Origin of the sequence: Roseobacter sp., from assembly GCF_045106495.1 — a bacterium.
In the GTDB taxonomy this organism is placed as follows: domain Bacteria; phylum Pseudomonadota; class Alphaproteobacteria; order Rhodobacterales; family Rhodobacteraceae; genus Roseobacter.
This window is the reverse complement of record NZ_JBGCEQ010000007.1, coordinates 1-16,318: the sequence shown is the minus strand read 5'-3', so window position 1 is coordinate 16,318 and position 16,318 is coordinate 1. Positions and strand designations below refer to the sequence as shown.

At 54.8% G+C, this 16,318-nt stretch carries 18 protein-coding genes, 1 tRNA gene and 1 pseudogene; 10 read left to right on the top strand and 10 right to left on the bottom strand.

The features are described 5' to 3' along the window. From AB8B75_RS06385 to AB8B75_RS06365, 5 genes and pseudogenes are all read left to right on the top strand, one after another. A pseudogene (locus AB8B75_RS06385) lies at nucleotides 1–683 on the top strand (glutamine-synthetase adenylyltransferase); the annotation flags it as partial. Continuing rightward, nucleotides 680–952, top strand: a complete 273-nt coding sequence (locus AB8B75_RS06380) for a hypothetical protein (protein WP_405360751.1) — start codon at nucleotides 680–682, stop codon at nucleotides 950–952. The pseudogene AB8B75_RS06385 and the gene AB8B75_RS06380, both read left to right, overlap by 4 nt. Nucleotides 953–1,070: 118 nt before the next feature. Further along, a complete protein-coding gene (locus AB8B75_RS06375) occupies nucleotides 1,071–1,712 on the top strand; it encodes a DUF6778 family protein (RefSeq protein WP_405360750.1) in 642 nt (213 codons plus the stop codon). Between the two features lie 75 nt (nucleotides 1,713–1,787). Next, nucleotides 1,788–3,011, top strand: coding sequence for an RSP_2647 family RNA methyltransferase (locus AB8B75_RS06370; protein WP_405360749.1), 1,224 nt, complete (start codon nucleotides 1,788–1,790; stop codon nucleotides 3,009–3,011). Between the two features lie 3 nt (nucleotides 3,012–3,014). Continuing rightward, nucleotides 3,015–3,560, top strand: a complete 546-nt coding sequence (locus AB8B75_RS06365; RefSeq protein WP_405360748.1) for an RSP_2648 family PIN domain-containing protein — start codon at nucleotides 3,015–3,017, stop codon at nucleotides 3,558–3,560. A gap of 3 nt (nucleotides 3,561–3,563) precedes the next feature. Here the strand turns inward: AB8B75_RS06365 and AB8B75_RS06360 are convergent, their stop codons facing one another. The 6 genes from AB8B75_RS06360 to AB8B75_RS06335 form a co-directional block, all read right to left on the bottom strand. Then, nucleotides 3,564–4,253, bottom strand: a complete 690-nt coding sequence (locus AB8B75_RS06360; RefSeq protein ID WP_405360747.1) for a M48 family metalloprotease — start codon at nucleotides 4,251–4,253, stop codon at nucleotides 3,564–3,566. Nucleotides 4,254–4,341: 88 nt separating this feature from the next. Next, a complete protein-coding gene (locus tag AB8B75_RS06355; RefSeq protein ID WP_405360746.1) occupies nucleotides 4,342–5,529 on the bottom strand; it encodes a vWA domain-containing protein in 1,188 nt (395 codons plus the stop codon). 10 nt (nucleotides 5,530–5,539) lie between these two features. Then, complete coding sequence (locus AB8B75_RS06350; RefSeq protein WP_405360744.1) at nucleotides 5,540–5,707, bottom strand: apolipoprotein acyltransferase; 168 nt, start codon at nucleotides 5,705–5,707, stop codon at nucleotides 5,540–5,542. Between the two features lie 51 nt (nucleotides 5,708–5,758). Next, a complete protein-coding gene (locus tag AB8B75_RS06345) occupies nucleotides 5,759–7,123 on the bottom strand; it encodes a DUF2927 domain-containing protein (protein ID WP_405360743.1) in 1,365 nt (454 codons plus the stop codon). Further along, entirely contained in the window at nucleotides 7,120–7,575 is a 456-nt protein-coding gene (locus tag AB8B75_RS06340) for a GNAT family N-acetyltransferase (protein WP_405360741.1), read from the bottom strand. Before AB8B75_RS06340 ends, AB8B75_RS06345 begins: the two co-directional genes overlap by 4 nt. A 114-nt stretch (nucleotides 7,576–7,689) precedes the next feature. Then, nucleotides 7,690–8,529: an AAA family ATPase gene (locus AB8B75_RS06335; RefSeq protein WP_405360740.1), complete on the bottom strand. Its 840-nt coding sequence runs from the start codon at nucleotides 8,527–8,529 to the stop codon at nucleotides 7,690–7,692. A 138-nt stretch (nucleotides 8,530–8,667) separates the two neighbouring features. Here AB8B75_RS06335 and dksA point away from each other — a divergent pair, with 138 nt between their 5' ends. Further along, nucleotides 8,668–9,123 (top strand): RNA polymerase-binding protein DksA, encoded by a 456-nt coding sequence (gene dksA / locus AB8B75_RS06330; protein WP_405360739.1) that lies wholly within the window; start codon nucleotides 8,668–8,670, stop codon nucleotides 9,121–9,123. A gap of 78 nt (nucleotides 9,124–9,201) precedes the next feature. Continuing rightward, nucleotides 9,202–10,347, top strand: coding sequence for an FAD-dependent monooxygenase (locus tag AB8B75_RS06325; RefSeq protein WP_405360737.1), 1,146 nt, complete (start codon nucleotides 9,202–9,204; stop codon nucleotides 10,345–10,347). Nucleotides 10,348–10,436: 89 nt separating this feature from the next. Here AB8B75_RS06325 and AB8B75_RS06320 read toward each other — a convergent pair whose 3' ends face one another. After that, the gene (locus AB8B75_RS06320) at nucleotides 10,437–11,486 is read right to left on the bottom strand and encodes an ornithine cyclodeaminase (RefSeq protein WP_405360735.1); all 1,050 of its coding nucleotides are present in this window, start codon (nucleotides 11,484–11,486) and stop codon (nucleotides 10,437–10,439) included. A gap of 292 nt (nucleotides 11,487–11,778) precedes the next feature. Further along, nucleotides 11,779–12,699 (bottom strand): arginase, encoded by a 921-nt coding sequence (gene rocF, locus AB8B75_RS06315; protein WP_405360734.1) that lies wholly within the window; start codon nucleotides 12,697–12,699, stop codon nucleotides 11,779–11,781. A 109-nt stretch (nucleotides 12,700–12,808) separates the two neighbouring features. On the opposite strand from rocF, the gene AB8B75_RS06310 reads away from it, so the two are divergent. Continuing rightward, nucleotides 12,809–13,234 (top strand): Lrp/AsnC family transcriptional regulator, encoded by a 426-nt coding sequence (locus AB8B75_RS06310; protein ID WP_405360733.1) that lies wholly within the window; start codon nucleotides 12,809–12,811, stop codon nucleotides 13,232–13,234. On the opposite strand, the gene AB8B75_RS06305 is transcribed toward AB8B75_RS06310, so the two are convergent. After that, nucleotides 13,231–13,689 (bottom strand): disulfide bond formation protein B, encoded by a 459-nt coding sequence (locus AB8B75_RS06305; RefSeq protein WP_405360731.1) that lies wholly within the window; start codon nucleotides 13,687–13,689, stop codon nucleotides 13,231–13,233. The two genes, AB8B75_RS06310 and AB8B75_RS06305, sit on opposite strands and share 4 nt — an antisense overlap. Further along, the gene (locus AB8B75_RS06300) at nucleotides 13,686–14,264 is read right to left on the bottom strand and encodes a YqaA family protein (protein ID WP_405360752.1); all 579 of its coding nucleotides are present in this window, start codon (nucleotides 14,262–14,264) and stop codon (nucleotides 13,686–13,688) included. Before AB8B75_RS06300 ends, AB8B75_RS06305 begins: the two co-directional genes overlap by 4 nt. A 129-nt stretch (nucleotides 14,265–14,393) precedes the next feature. On the opposite strand from AB8B75_RS06300, the gene AB8B75_RS06295 reads away from it, so the two are divergent. Both AB8B75_RS06295 and AB8B75_RS06290 read left to right on the top strand, forming a co-directional pair. Beyond that, nucleotides 14,394–14,477, top strand: a tRNA-Leu gene (locus AB8B75_RS06295). Between the two features lie 841 nt (nucleotides 14,478–15,318). After that, nucleotides 15,319–16,318: sensor histidine kinase (locus AB8B75_RS06290; RefSeq protein ID WP_405360729.1), on the top strand; the 1,000-nt coding region annotated here is incomplete at its 3' end.

The window sequence follows — 16,318 nt, the reverse complement described above, 5'->3', positions numbered from 1 at the left end:
CGCCGGGGTCCCAAGGACGGCGGTTTGAAGTCGACATGCGCCTGCTACAGACGGGCACTCAGGGGCCGGTGGCCACCAGTTGGACTTCTTTTCAAAGCTATCAAACCTCAGAAGCATGGGTGTGGGAGCATATGGCTCTGACCCGCGCCAAAGTTGTAGCGGGCCCTGATAACCTGGCACTGGACGTCACGACTTTCCTGGAACACCTGTTGCGAAACAAACGTACGCGGGACGAGGTGGTCTTGGAAGTGTCTCAGATGCGTGCGCGTATTCAGGCTGCAAAAACGCCCGCCAGTCTGTGGGATGCGAAAATCGGACCGGGCAGGTTACAAGATATTGAGATGCTGGCGCAGGCTGGGGCGCTCATTGACGGTAACGCAAAGGGGGAAATCGACGCCGGGCTTACTGCAGCTGTCGCATCGGGGCTTTTGAGCGACGCAGAAGGGCGCGATCTCAAATCACTCTATGCGTCTTACTCCAAACTGTATCAGGCTACGCGTCTTTTGTCGGACAAGCCGCTGGATGTCGAAACCCTTGGACCGGCGGGTAAATCATTCGTCTTGCGCGCCTTGGAGGAGGAAACCATGGAGTGCCTCGAAAAACGGCTTTCCGTCAGCTACACCCGTTCTGGCGCCATACTCGACGCGTCGCTTTCCATAAAGAACGCGGAGAATGACCCGTGAAAAAGGGCGATGAGAATGACCCCAAGGGTTTGATTTTTGAATCCTTTCGGATTGATGGCATCAGCAAAAGCGAGTGCCGCACAATCTTTCTGGACTGGGCACTCAGTCTCCCCGTCGAGCAAGATACAAACCGGGTGCTCAAGGCCTTGTTGGCGCAATATGGCCAGCGGCACCCTGATCACCCGATGATCGAAGTGATGAGCGAAGGACTTGCAGGTATGGCGAGCCCTCGCCGTCGCGGGGGATGGCGATCCCGGCCAAGAAACTGATTATTTTTCCGGTCGTTAGGATAATTTAACCAAATATGTTTCATAGTTAAGCTGCTGTTGTTTTTTACAACGTGTCCGACAGCGGGCACGCGTGCCATCGCGCGCTGAGGAGAGTGGCTTGAACCGGACCCGTTTGATCATGGCAAGTGTCTTGGCCGCGTTGGTTTCGGGCTGTGGGTTTGTGGATAGTGTGCGTTGGGCCAACGTCGATGACAGATCCCCGTTGAGCAACCCCACGCATCAGCAAAATCTTTTGGCGGCACCCGACGACATCCAGCACCGGTCTTTTGATGTAACCCGTGTCATTGTCAGCGTTCCAAGAAGCCTGAAAGTATCGGAATCCAATCGATTTTACCCTCCCGGGGATATTGTCTGGCGCGGCGATCCAGCAGGTGATCGTCACGAACAAGTCAAAGCAATTTTTGACGCAGCCATTGGGCAAGGTGTGGCCTCAATGACCGATGGCGTGCCTGTGGATCTATACATCGAGGTTCAGCGGTTTCACTCGCTGACCGAAAGAGCCCGCTATTCCATTGGTGGCGTCCATTCGATTACATTTATCTTGTCATTAAAAGAAGCCAATACGGGCGTGTTACTCGAAACCCCGCGCCAGGTTAAAGCAAACCTTAACGCCCTAGGTGGCAAACGTGCCATTGATGCTGACCGCAAAGGTCAAACGCAGAAAGCGCGCATTACTGCGCATCTCGCGGCGGTGATCCAGTCAGAGCTCAAAGCCCTAAACGGCAAAGATCACTCATAACCATTCAAGATCGTACAGCGCCATCGCACAATCTGATCTTTCGCTTGGGCGCAGAACAGACTAGAGGACAGCGCTATGACAGCGCCTCATTCCCAGTCCTACCCCATCCCCGACAGCCTGCCGGTTGTCCGATTGAAACCCAAAGCCAATGCCCGCGCCGTGCGACATGGTTTTCCGTGGGTCTATGCCAATGAGTTGGTAACGGACCGCCGCACCAAGGCGCTACCGCCTGGTGCCTTGGCGCAATTGCAAGACGATGCCCGCGTGCCCATGGGGGTTGTGGCCGTCAACCCGCTCTCAAAAATCATGGCGCGGATGCTGGACCAGAACCCGACGGCACAGATAGATCAGAGCTGGTTCGAAACACGCATTGCCAAAGCACTTGGTGCGCGCAAAAGAATGTTTGACGCGCCCTTTTACCGGCTGATCCACGCAGAGGCAGATGGTTTGCCTGGCGTTGTGATCGACAGGTTTGACACGGTCTGTGTCATCCAGCCCAATGCAGCCTGGGCAGAGACCTTGCTGACCCCGCTGACAGCGGCTTTGCAGTCTGTGACCGGTGTCACTACCGTTCTCAAGAATGCTTCGGGTCGGACGCGCTCCTTGGAAGGGCTGGACGATGTCAACGCTGTTTTGGCAGGCGAAGCGCCTGATGCTCCGGTTCAGGTTCCGATGAATGGTGCCACCTATCTCGCGGATTTGACCGGTGGACAGAAAACCGGAATTTTTTATGATCAGCGGCCCAATCACGCCTTCGCAGCCTCTGTGTCAAACGGCGCGCGCGTTTTGGACGTGTTTAGCCATGTTGGCGGGTTCTCACTGGCCGCATTGGCAGCGGGTGCTTCACAGGCTCTGGCTGTGGACGGATCACGCGCGGCGCTTGATCTTGCAGAAGCGGGGGCCGCGGCCATGGGCGTGCAGGACCGGTTTGCGACACGGCAAGGGGATGCATTTGACATGCTCGTTGCTTTGCGCAACGAGGGCGCGGAATTCGACCTGGTCATTTGCGATCCGCCAGCCTTTGCACCAGCACGGCCCGCTTTGGACGCGGGGCTGCGGGCCTATGAACGTGTGGCGCGGCTGGCAGCAGTCTTGGTGGCGGAAAACGGAATTCTGGGGCTCTGTTCCTGTTCCCATGCGGCGGACCTCTCAGCCTTTCGAAACGCCAGTGTCCGCGGGATCGGGCGCGCTGGACGGCGGGCCGCTATTGTTCACACCGGGTTCGCCGGGCCGGACCATCCACAGCTGCCACAACTTGCGGAAAGCGGGTATCTTAAATCTGTCTTCTTTCAGCTCTAAAATATGAGAATCGTGATCGACGCCTGTGTGCTCTACCCGACCATCATGCGAGAAATGGTGGTCGGGGTGGCACAACAAGGCGCATTCGAGCCGCTTTGGTCTGCCCGTATTCTGGAAGAATGGGCCCGCGCAGCGCGCAAACTTGGACCAACAGGAGAAATGCAAGCCCGCAGTGAGATTGCGATTTTGCGCGCAAATTGGCCAAACGCGGAGGCCAGCGCGGCACCCCATCTGGAAGCGCGCCTTTGGTTGCCGGATGAAAATGACATTCATGTACTGGCGACCGCAATATCAACATCAAGTGATGCGATTATGACTATGAATGCCAAAGATTTTCCTCGCAACGCGCTTGCCGAAGAAAGTCTCGAACGTGTTGATCCAGATGGATACCTGCATCGCCTATGGCAACACCAACCTGACCCGGTTAGTAACGTCGCAACCCGCGTTCTGGCGCAGGCGCGAGAGCTCTCGGGAGAGGCTTGGGAAATGCGCGCCTTGTTGAAAAAAGCGCGACTGCCTCGTTTGGCCAAAGCATTGTCATCGACCTAGTCCCTAACGCTGCGAAATCCATTTCGCTTCAAGCGCGCGCAAGGCAGATATGCGTTCGTCGGTTTTGGGGTGACTGAGCAACCAGGCAGGCGCGGTGCCGCCGTTTTGCTGAGTGAGCCCTTCAAGTTTTTCAAACAGGCTGATCTGCGATTCGATGCCCATGCCTGCCTTGGTCAGCAAAGCTGCCGCATAAGCATCCGCTTCATACTCATCGGAACGTGAGAGCCTTGCAGCCAACAGGGTGGTCAGCATGCCCGCGATCCAAACGCCGACTCCCGGAATAAAGCGTCCCAGCACCATCGCCAAAGCGGTGCGCAAAGCGTTCTGGCCGGAGAAATCAATCATGCGGCGGCGCGAATGACCCAAGGCGACATGCCCCATCTCGTGGGCAATGACGCTGGCCATTTCCTCGCCGGTCACCTCTCCAGATCGGTACCGGTTGTAGAAGCCGCGGGTGATGAAAATACGCCCGTCCGGCGCGGCAAGCCCGTTAACGGGATCAATTTCGTAGATGTTGACGCGAATGCGCGGCAATTCCAATGCGGCGGCCATGCGGTCGGTCAGCGCTTTGAGATCGGCATCGGCCAGTTCAGTCGAGCGTGCGTCCAATTCCTTGGCGGTGCGCCAAGCGGAAAATCGGTAGCTGACGATGGCATATAGAATAGCCAGCAGGATGGGTGTGAGCTTAATCATACAATGGATATGGGGGAGCGCGCCCTAGTCGGCAAGTTTTTCCCGAAGCGGGCTGGTGTATTTTGCCCAACAGCAGGCTACCGCGCTCCTATCTGGTGAGCGATTTCATACCGCGCGACAACCCTTCAAGCGTCATGGGGACCATTGCCTCGGGTCCTATAACCTCCTGGATCATTGCGATAGATTGGGTATACGGCCAGTATTTTTCCGGCACCGGGTTGATCCAAAGGGTCGATGGCCATTGATCACATGCGCGTGCCAGCCATGTCGCGCCACTCTCCGCATTCCAATGCTCAGACGCACCACCAGAGTAGGCAACCTCATAAGGCGACATGGATGCATCACCGACAAAGATGCATTTGTAGTCAGATCCATATGTGCGCAAAACCTCGTGTGTCAGGACCTGAGCATCCCACCGTCGCCGATTATCGCGCCAAACGCCTTCGTAGAGACAATTATGAAAGTAAAAATACTCCATATACTTGAACTCCGCGCGGGCAGCGGAGAATAACTCTTCAACAACCTTCACGTGGGCATCCATCGATCCACCGACATCAAGGAACAGCAACACTTTGACCGCGTTGCGGCGTTCCGGCCGGGTTTTTACATCGAGATACCCGTGTTCCGCCGTGGCACGTATCGTTCCGTTTAGATCCAACTCGTCATTGGCACCGTCGCGCGCCCATCGGCGCAACCGTTTCAGCGCCACCTTGATGTTGCGTGTGCCTAATTCAACAGTGTCGTCTAAGTTCTTGAATTCTCTTTTGTCCCACACTTTGATAGCACGCTGATGGCGCGAGCTATCCTGCCCAATGCGCACGCCTTCGGGATTATAACCGTAGGCGCCAAATGGTGATGTTCCCGCCGTACCAATCCACTTGTTGCCGCCCTGGTGGCGACCTTTTTGCTCTTCAAGACGTTTCTTGAGGGTTTCCATGAGCTTATCAAAGCCACCTAAAGCTTCAATTTCCGCTTTTTCTGCGGCGGTCAGGTGCTTTTCCGCCATTTTTTCCAGCCACTCCGGTGTTATATCGACAGCCTCCAACACCACATCTTTGGAAATGGTTTCAAGACCGGAAAATGCAGCAGCAAAGGCACGGTCGAATTTATCGATGTTCCGTTCGTCTTTCACCAGCGTGACGCGAGCCAGATAGTAGAAAGCCTCAACATCGTAGGTTACCAGATCGGCTTGCATGGCTTCCAAGAAAGACAGGAATTCCCGCAAAGACACAGGCAATCCGGTTTTTCGCAATGCATCAAAGAAAGGAAGAAACATGGCAAGCAAACTACACGATCATTCGGTGCACCAGCACAGTGACAATCATGCCCACAGTGATAAATGCCATGGCGTAGCCAACCGCATATTGCGCAATATCCTTGCGGTTGCCTTTGCGACGAGCGGCAGTAACTCCGCCAATGATAGCGCCCAGAATGGCAGCTGCTATAACAATCATTGATCCCTCATTCTGCGTGCCAAAGCCCCGCCAGTCTTTGCAAAACTAACGTCAGGCCGGTGCGTTTCCAGGGTTAAGCGCGTATATCTCGCGTTGCTTGGCGCGCACGGCCCAATCCGGGCCGAAGCCGTACCGCGCCCACCCCAGACTGTCCAGTGTCACGGTGCGCGCTTCGCTGTCGCGGCCTGCCAGGATCAGCGCTTCTGCTTGGAGCAATTGCAATGTCGCCAGCAACGCCGCGTTCTGCGATTGACGTGCAAGGTCGATATTAGGCTCTATCAACCGCAAAGCGCGCTCGGCATTGCCATTTGCAATCTCATAAGCGGCCAGTTGTGTTGCAACGTAGGCACGATGCAGACGTGTGCTACTTGATCTCGCATAGAACTGGTCGGCGCGCATGTATTCGCGTTTTGCGGCTGCCGGGTCAGTGGCCTGTAAGACGCGCGCCTTTGCGTAATGCGCAAAACCACGACGGTTGTCTCTCCAACCCAGCTCAGTTGCAATTCGCACAGCATCATCCGTGGCTGAACGCCGCATAGAACGGCTGGCACCAGGGCCGAGCGCCGTTTGAATGGCATCTCGCCATTCTGGTGGCGTAGGGCTTGGGGCAGGGCGAGGCCCCGTTTGACCCGCCGGATTCAAGCGGGCAAAAAGCGCTGGAAGACGCGCCGCGACATCAGAACGTGACATGCCAGATGCCAGTTCTGGCGCGTAGGTCGCGCGCAGGATCAGCATGTCAAAATTCGTCAAAACGGTATGTACGTTGTCATCATTGAAAACAGAGTTGGGCAAGCGGTAAAGATCATTGAGAGGCCCCAGCGCCTGGGCCAGCTCTTCATGCAAGCAATCCCGGGCCTCCTGCGCGCTCACATCATTTGGAATGAAAATCGCCACTTTTTCGCGCGTTTGCAGCAATGTCCAATTCGTACGCGGGCTGCGCCGTGCCGCGCGATATTCCCTGAGTGAGCTGACGTTTGGTGCCACGAAGCAAGCCGCCTGAGGCAATAATCGCCGAATATCTTTGCGCGAAACCGATTGGATGGTGATGTTGGCGTCCGGGGAGATTGTCGGAGTAATTGTAATGTCGGCCTCATCTCTCAGCCGTCCCAACAATGCACTCAAATCACCGTTCAGGGTTGGTGGAGGGGATCCGGTAACACGCAGGGTAATGTCGTTTTCGAACCTGGTAATCACGGGCAAAGGACGGCCGCTTTCCATTTGGAAAGACAATTCGATGAAATCTCGAACCATGTCGGCATTAGCGACGACTGATGCTCGCACTTCCGCGCGGCCAAAAGTCTTCATCGGAGGCAGGCTGCTCTCAGCAATCACTGCGCGCGAAGGCACCCCCTCTTGCGAGAATGGAACGCAACCGGTCAGCAGCAAGATAAGCGGCGCGATCTTCCAGTTTTTCATGAGCGTGTGTATTTGATGAAAGGGGTTTGTTTGCCGATGCGGTCGTAAAGATGTCGTGCAGTCTTGTTGAAATCTTGTGTGAGCCAGTAAACCCCGGGAGCGCCATCTGCGTCAGCAGAAGCATAGACGGCCTCTATCAAAGCACGCCCGACGCCCTGTCCCCGCACAGACGGGTCGGCAAAGAGATCTTGCAGGTAACAGACGTTTTCATCGGACCACCCATGTCGGTGATAAAGGTAATGCGTAAAACCTACAAGCTTTCCATCAATGTCGGCGACTAAGCCATTGTAATCCTGAGGATCATCACCCAAAAGTCTGTCAAAATATAGATCAAAGATCTCCTGGGGCCGCGCAGTTTCGTAAAACGCCAGATAGGCGGTCCACATCCTTGCCCATTCTGTTTTATCGGATGCCCGAAGAGGGCGCACCACGACAGCTGTACTGTCTAACATTTTGTTCTGCCTGCTTGATTCTTGGGACTACCACCGCAACGCGGTGAGCTTAGGTTAGACGAGAAAAGAGATAAGGCAAGGTCCCAGCATATGCGCAAAATTAATGCAACCAGCTTACCGCCCGCTCCGCGCCATAAAGGCAAGACGCTCGAACAAATGGACATCTTGTTCGTTTTTCAACAAGGCGCCATGCAGTTTCGGCAGGGCATTTGTCGCAGATGATTTGAGATCTTCAGCGCTCAGATCTTCGGCGAGCAAAAGCTTCAACCAGTCCAGAACTTCGGATGTAGAGGGCTTCTTCTTCAAACCTGCCTGTTCGCGAACGTCATAGAACTGTGTCAACGCCGTGGTGAGAAGCGCTTCTTTTATGCCTGGAAAATGCACTTCGACAATCTGACGCAGGGTTTCGATCTCGGGGAACCGGATATAGTGGAAAAAACACCGCCGCAGGAAAGCATCCGGCAGTTCCTTTTCATTGTTGGACGTGATGATCACCACAGGCCGGTGACGTGCTTTGATGGTTTCACCGGTCTCGTAGACATAGAATTCCATCTTATCCAGTTCCTGAAGCAGATCATTGGGAAACTCGATGTCGGCTTTATCGATCTCATCAATCAACAAGACAACTTTGTGATCTGCTTCAAAGGCCTCCCAGAGTTTGCCTTTGCGGATATAGTTTTGCACGTCATGTACGCGTGCTTCGCCCAATTGGCTGTCGCGCAGACGGCTTACGGCGTCATATTCATACAATCCCTGCTGCGCTCGGGTGGTGGATTTAATGTTCCATTCAATCATGGGGAGATCGAGTGAAAGACTGACCTGGCGCGCCAATTCGGTTTTGCCGGTACCAGGTTCACCCTTGACCAGCAGCGGACGTTCCAGTGTGACGGCTTCATTCACAGCGACCGTGAGGTCATCTGTGGCGATGTAGTCAGTGGTTCCCTGAAATTTCATTCTTGTGTCAACCCTTTGCGCGATGAAATCTTGTTTCGCTTTTAGCCGGAATTCTTCAGCTTTGTGTAGTGACAATTGTAAAGACGTGGGGTAGAGCGTGGCGGCAATGGGGGCACTTGATCTGAGGACAAGTCGCATATGACAGACGTTAGCCACGTTGAGGGGAAACAAATGAAGCAGGAAGTGTTTCTGCCGGACGACTATCGCCCGGCTGAAGATGAACCGTTCATGAATGACAGACAGGTTGAGTATTTTCGGCGCAAACTGTTGAATTGGCGGTCCGAGTTGCTTGCTGGTAGCAAAGATACGATCGAAGGTTTGCAGGACGGGACGCGTAATATCCCGGACGTGGCCGACCGGGCATCCGAAGAGACAGACCGCTCTCTTGAACTGCGGACGCGGGATCGCCAGCGCAAATTGGTCAGCAAGATCGATGGGGCACTGCGCCGGATAGAAGAAGGTGAGTTTGGATATTGTTCCGTGACAGGGGAACCGATCTCGCTGAAACGCTTGGATGCGCGGCCAATTGCGACCATGAGTCTGGAGGCGCAGGAGCGTCACGAGCGTCGGGAAAAAGTCCACCGCGACGATTGACCCCACGCAATCACGGCCAAATGAGATAACAAAGCGTCGAAGCATAAGCTTCGGCGCTTTTGTTTTGAAGGGCATGCCATGATTAGAAATGCAATTGTTGTCGGAGCCGGTATCGGAGGGTTGGCCTGCGCCACGGCACTGGCGCGCAAGGGCTTGGCTGTGCGTCTGCTGGAGCAAGCGCCCGAAATAGTCGAAGTAGGTGCCGGATTGCAAATAAGTCCGAACGGCCTGGCCGTACTGCAAGCATTAGGACTGGAGGATGCAATATCGCGATCTGGAGCCGTAACGGCACGCGGTGTCGTTTTGGCGGACTACAAGCAAGGTCGGCAAGTCGCGCAGCTTGATCTCACGAGGATGAAGAACCGGCGCTATCTGTTTCTACACAGGCACAGTTTGGTCCAGGTTCTGGCGCAGGCGGCCCAAGCTGCACGTGTTTCAATAGAGTTTGGGGCAAAGGTGTTATCTGTGAGACCCGGCCGTGTTCCGGAAGTCGAACTTGCAGATGGCAGTGCAGCGCGGGCAGAGGTCATTGTCTGTGCGGATGGCGTGCATTCCGTCGGAAGGCAAGCTGTCTCACCGGGTGCGGAATCGCGCTTTACTGGGCAAATCGCGTGGCGCGCGACAGTACCTGCGCATCAACCGGAGCCAGTGGTATGCGTTACCATGGGGCCAGGGCGCCATTTGGTGAACTACCCCATCAACGATGGGCGCTCTATGAATATCGTGGCGGTTCAGGAACGCGACGCTTGGGCGTCTGAAGGTTGGCACCACGCGGATGACCCGGATCATTTGCGCGCGGCCTTTGCGGATTTTGGCGGCGCGGCCAAGTCGCTGTTGCAGCAAGTTCAGGAGGTGAACCTATGGGGTCTCTTCCGTCATCCGGTGGTTGAAACTTGGCATAAGGGTCACGTGGCATTGCTGGGGGATGCAGCGCATCCAACGTTGCCATTTCTGGCACAAGGAGCAAATCTCGCTTTAGAGGACGCCTGGGTCTTGTCCGATTGTCTGACCAGTGGAAAGAACCCGGACCGCTATCAGGGCTTGCGACACGCCCGTGTTGCCAAGGTGATCGATGCCGCCAGCAAGAACGCCTGGAAGTACCATTTGCCAGAAGGCCCTGTGCGGTCTCTTGCGCATATCGGCTTGGGTCTGGGTAGCAAGTTGGCGCCGGGTATGATGATGCGTCAGTTCGATTGGATCTATGGTCATGATGTGACGCGCTAGTAGTCTATAATCCAAATGCGCGCGGCGATGCCGCGCACATCATTTTTGTGTTTTGGTGCCCAAAACGGCACACAGCCTGCTGGCTTTTTCTATTTCGACCGTTGCAACATGCCGAAAAGGTCACGCGGATTGTCCGGATCCGCCAACAGATCTAGCGGGTGAAACAGACCTGTCTCTTTGATCTGGTCACGTATGTATCTCAGCGCGCTGAAGTCTTCGATGGCAAAGCCTACAGAATCAAACAGAGTGATTTGCTTGTCCGAGACGCGCCCTTCGGCTTGACCGGTAAAAACCTGCCATATTTCGGTGACAGGGTGGGTTTCGGCCAGTTGTTGAATTTCACCCTCAATGCGCGTCTGTTCAGGATATTCCACGAAGATATCAGATCGGTGCAGGATCGCAGGGGCAAGCTCGGTCTTGCCCGGACAGTCGCCACCAATGGCGTTGATGTGCACGCCTGCACCCACCATGTTGTCCGTCAGGATGGTGGCGTATTGCTTGTCAGCGGTGCAGGTGGTGATGATCTGAGCCCCAACCATCGCTTCTTCTGCTGTGGAGCATGTGGTCAGGATCAGCCCCTGATCCGCAAGATTGGACGCGCATTTTTGGGTAGCCTGCGGGTCCGTGTCGTAGAGGCGGATTTCGCGAATCCCGCAAATAGCCTTCATCGCGAGGCTTTGGAACTCTGATTGCGCGCCGTTGCCGATCATCGCCATAGTCGTTGCGCCCTTTGGCGCCAAAGTCCGCGCGACCAGTGCAGAGGTTGCCGCCGTGCGCATGGCTGTCAAAAGAGTCATTTCTGACAAAAGCACAGGGTATCCGTTGGACACATCTGCCAACAGGCCAAATGCGGTGACAGTCTGCAATCCTTCAGCGGTATTTTTGGGGTGACCGTTTACATACTTGAACCCATAGACTTCTCCATCTGACGTGGGCATCAGCTCGATTACACCTTCGGTGGAATGGCTTGCAACGCGCGGCGTTTTGTCAAAAAGCTGCCAGCGTTTGAAGTCGGCTTCAATATACTCGGCAAGGCCACATAGCATCTCTTCGACGCCGATATGGTGGATGAGTTGCATCATGTGATCGACTGAAACGAAGGGCACAAGTGCTTTGTCCGAGGGTGCGGCATTGATCATGTCGAGTACCTTTGGTTGGGTTTTGAGCGCGGCAACGCGGGGCAATCGCGCAACGTAATCTCAAGAGGGGCAGAAAATATGGTTTTGAATACTTCAGCCACCTCTTTGAGAGGATGTCCGAAACAGCTGTATGCGCGCCAACGAATGATGAAAGATCTTTGCTTTGACAGGAACACCTTGGACAACTCGCTCCATTGCGCTCGCGAAAAAGCAATGCGCTCTGTTGAGGAGTGAGCAGGAATTTGGTTCAGCCAAGTCGTCACCGTAACGCTGATCAATTTCATGCGCATGATCAAAAAGCCCTTGTCGGGCGATCAAAGACCCGGCGCCCCAGAGCAGAGGCCGCCAGATCTACCATGACCTGTGCGGTCCGCCCGCGTTCGTCCAGAAAAGGATTTAGTTCCACAAGGTCGAGCGATGTCATCAATCCGCTGTCGTGCAGCATCTCCATGACCAGATGGCCCTCACGGATGGTTGCACCGCCAGGAACCGTAGTGCCAACCGCTGGCGCGATAGAGGGGTCCAGGAAATCAACGTCCAGAGACACATGTAACATACCCTGCGCGGCGGCGACGCGTTCAAGAAATTGGCCCAGTGGTTTGGCGATGCCTTTCTCGTCGATCTCACGCATATCCACGCGGTGAATAGCCGTGTCTTGCAAAGCCACGCGTTCGGCTCCGTCAACGGACCGCAATCCCATGATTGCTATGTTTTCCTGAGGCAGGGGTCTGTCGATCTCGGGGAATCCAACAAAATCCGGCCGCCCGCTTACATAGCCCAGAGGCGTTCCATGCAAGTTGCCACTGTCCGTGGTCGCAGGGGTGTGAAAATCGCTGTGGGCGTCCAGCCAAAGTACAAAGAGCGGACGTTTTACTGTATCGGCGTGGCGCATCGCACCCAAAACAGACCCAAGCGACAAAGAATGATCGCCTCCCAGGAAGATAGGCATACCGTCTTGCAAACCAGCCTGAGCAGCATCCGCCAGCGCCTTTGTCCAACCGATTGTTTCTTCAAGCGCATGAATCCTGTCGTGCGGCGCGCCGGCAAAGGTGGCAGGTGCGATATTGCCACGATCCTGTACATGATACCCCAGATCTGCGAGCGCTTCGGCCAGTCCTGCTGTGCGATAGGCATCCGGTCCCATCAAACACCCGCGGCGGCGTTTGCCACTGTCGACCGGGGCACCGATCAAAATACATGTCTGTTGTGTCATGGGAGGCTCCGCTAATTCCGTTTGGAGTAATCTAGTGATCATTATGTGGTATCAACAAGCAGCCATTTTGTTCATATTGATATTCAATTGATCATTAAGGACACTTAAAATGGACGAAACGGACAAAAGACTGGTAAGCGCGCTCAGGCATAACGCGAGGGCGTCTCTTTCAGAATTGGCGTCTCTTCTAGGGCTGACCCGCGCAACCGTGCGTATTCGGATGACGAAACTGCAGGAGAGGGGCGACATACTCGGGTTTTCTGTCGTTATGAAAGAAGACGTGCAGAGCGATCCTGTAAAGGGCTTAATGATGATTGCAATTCAAGGGCGCGGAACAGATCGGATCATGAGGCAGTTATCCGGCATGCCTGAGTTGCGGCGGGTCTATTCCACAAATGGTCGGTGGGATGTGATCGTTGAGATCGGCACTGCGACACTAGAGGATTTTGACCAGGTGTTGACGCAGGTGCGACGGCTCGACGGTGTTAATGCCAGCGAGACAAGCTTGCTCTTGAGCACTCGAAAAGCCTCCTAGGAGCGTTTGAGTGCCAGCAACCATAGGGCAACCAGTGAAAAGGACACGATGGCATTCCAACCCGCCATGCTAATGCCAAAAAGGTCCCAGGCGATTTCATCACATCGCACCAAAGGGGCGGTGAGGATCTGATCGAGCAGTTCTTGTGGGCTGACACCGCCAACCGGCCCCGAAGAGCATGTGGTCGGACCATCCCACCAGCCTTGTTCCACACCAACATGAAACAGGCCGATCAAGCCAGATGCCAAAGCCGCCAGGGCCCCGGCTATGATCAAAACTCTGTTTTGAAACGACAACGCCATGGCCCCGAAAACCACCGCGCTGACGTGCGGGTAGCGCTGCCAAATGCACATTTTGCACGGGGGCAGGCCGCCGATATGCTGAAACGCAAAAGCCCCAAGCAAAAGTGCAAGTGACCCTAGGCTCGCAATTGCGACCGCTTGAGTGCGGGTCACAGGAATTTGAGGGCTGCGAAGCCGCCCACCAGAAGCAAAATGAAGAGTGTGAACATCAAGCCCAGGCGCCGTTCAATGAAATCACGGATCGGTTCGCCGAATTTCCAAAGCAGGAAAGCCACTAGGAAAAATCGCAGCCCCCGCGCCAGTATCGACGTGGCGACAAACGTACCCAGTGGCATGGCGGTCCAACCCGACATGATCGTAATCACCTTGTACGGGAAGGGGGTCACACCTGCGGTCAGTACCGCCCAGAACCCCAGATCGTTGAAGCGTGTGCTGAAGGCCGCCATCGCATCATCTTTGCCCAGGCTCTCCAGGATGGGTTTGCCGATTGATTCAAAGGCAAACGCGCCGATCGCATAGCCCAACATGCCCCCCAGCACCGAAAACACCAGTGCTACCCCCGCGATCAGCCAGGCACGTGAAGGGCGCGCAAGGATCATGGGGATCATCAAGATATCAGGGGGGATCGGAAAAACCGAGCTTTCGATGAAACTGATGAAGGCCAGAACCCACAAAGCATGAGGGTGATCCACCATGCTCAAAGTCCAGTCGTAGAGTTTTCGCAACATAAAGAAATGGTTCCCGATACTGACGTCGTTCTCAGACCATGACATGTGGATTGGGTCAAGCAATTCACCGGCGATTTTGCGCAAAATCCACTTGCCGGGCGCTTCAGCACAGGTTAAGTCGCGTGTGTTGCCCAAGTGGCGGAATGGTAGACGCAGGGGATTCAAAATCCCCCGCCGCGAGGCGTGCCGGTTCGAGTCCGGCCTTGGGTACCAAGCTATTTTTAAGTAGCTGTTTTTGCTAATTCTTTTCGTATTTGTGTACCGCATAAAAAGAGCGTGATACACATTTGACTAAAACCGGATGTGTAAAATGCCATGCATAGCAGTCTGGGCAAGAAATAATTTTTTCGCAGATTCGCTGTAAGCAGCGCTTTTCGCCGCTTGTGTGCGAGCCGACACCGACATGATCTGGTGCGTGCTGCAACCCGACTCGGCCAGTAAGATTGCCAAGGCTTTTCTGACCTCGTGACCAGAACGGTTTTCAAACCCCGCTGCTTTCGCCCAATGTTAAACCAGGGATCAAAGCGTCAACGTCCTAAATGATTGCTCCGCGCAGAAAGCGGACTTTGCAAAGTCTCGGATGAGACATCGGCACAAAGAGCATCATCGGCCCAGTCCAGACATTGGGCACAGTCTTTGATTGCTGCGGTTGCAGCCCGCATTGCCGCCATTCGCTGAGCGTTCGCTGACAGAGCGAGTTCAAGCTGCCGAGCCTGCGTTCAAAGCAGAGACCAGGAAACCCTTCCCATTTTGTGAAAATCTAGGTGAGCCCAGATCCGCCTCTCGTTCACTGGGTCAGATGTAGCAGTGCGACCCAGCGAACGGGCCGTTCGATGAAGGTGCACGATTTTGAGGATCGAACACGCAGTCTGCGGATGACGTGCCAATGCGCTGCGGATGGTTTGACTTTCTGCCCGAAGCTCCCGCCTACAAGGATAGTTTGCGGGTCATTTGACAGCGGCCTTGCTATAGGTGCGCGGGTCACTCTAGGGTTGCATTTTTGATGTCGATACGCCGCACTCTGTCAAGCGTGGTATGCAAAATTGGATCACACATGAACTCTTTCGGCGGGCCCAATCCGCACACGCTCGAGATTGATCGAGCCAGCTTGGTGGAAGACGGCAAGGTCTTGGCGAGGCGCGTCTACGCTATCTCTCGACTGACACCGACAATGATGTTGGCGAATATCGCCAACGCCTTGTCGGTGCTCTTGATCCTTTGGTTTGAGAAGGAGACCCGTGTCGATGCCATCTTTTGGGCGATGGTTGTGATGATCGTTTCAGGTTGGGTCATATTCAGACAGTTCATGAGACGACGAAAACCGTTTCCCAAGACACTCTCCATTCGCACTTACAGGCGAAGTTTGATCCAGGCCGCGTTTCTGGGGGCACTCTGGGCATACCCGGGATTGATCATTCTTCCGGAAGCCGATGGTCTCCTGCAGTCATTCCTGATTGCATTGGCGGCGGGCATGATTGCTGGAGGCGCTATCACACTCTATCCACTTCCTGCTGCAGCTTATACGTTTTGCGGAATAATCCTCGTGGGATCGTTTGCTGGCTTTAGCCGGACCGCCGAGATGCCGACCTTCTGGGCATTCGCACTCGTCTCCGTGACTTTCTTCATCATAATTTCTCAAAGCATCAAGCGTCATGAGCGTGTATTCGTATCCGAATTCGAAGCGCGTACGATCCTCAACACCCAAAACGAACGCATGGGAGAACTGCTTGAAGCTGCACGCCGTGATGCCTTGGAAGAGAGGAAGCGCAATGAGGAACGACTGCTTCAGACCCAAAAATTGGAAGCAGTCGGTCAGCTTACGGCCGGTATTGCACATGACTTCAACAACCTTCTGACGGCAATACGCGGTCACGCGGAGCTTCTGGAAATATCTGGCGGTGCAAAGAAAGAGTTGATCGATCCAATCGTGCAATCGTCTGATCGTGGCGCTGAATTGGTGCGCAGGCTTTTGGCCTTTGCGCGTCAGCAAGCGTTGGCTCCAAAGCCAATCTTTCCATCAGACATCATCCGCGAGACGGCCGCACTTATGCGGC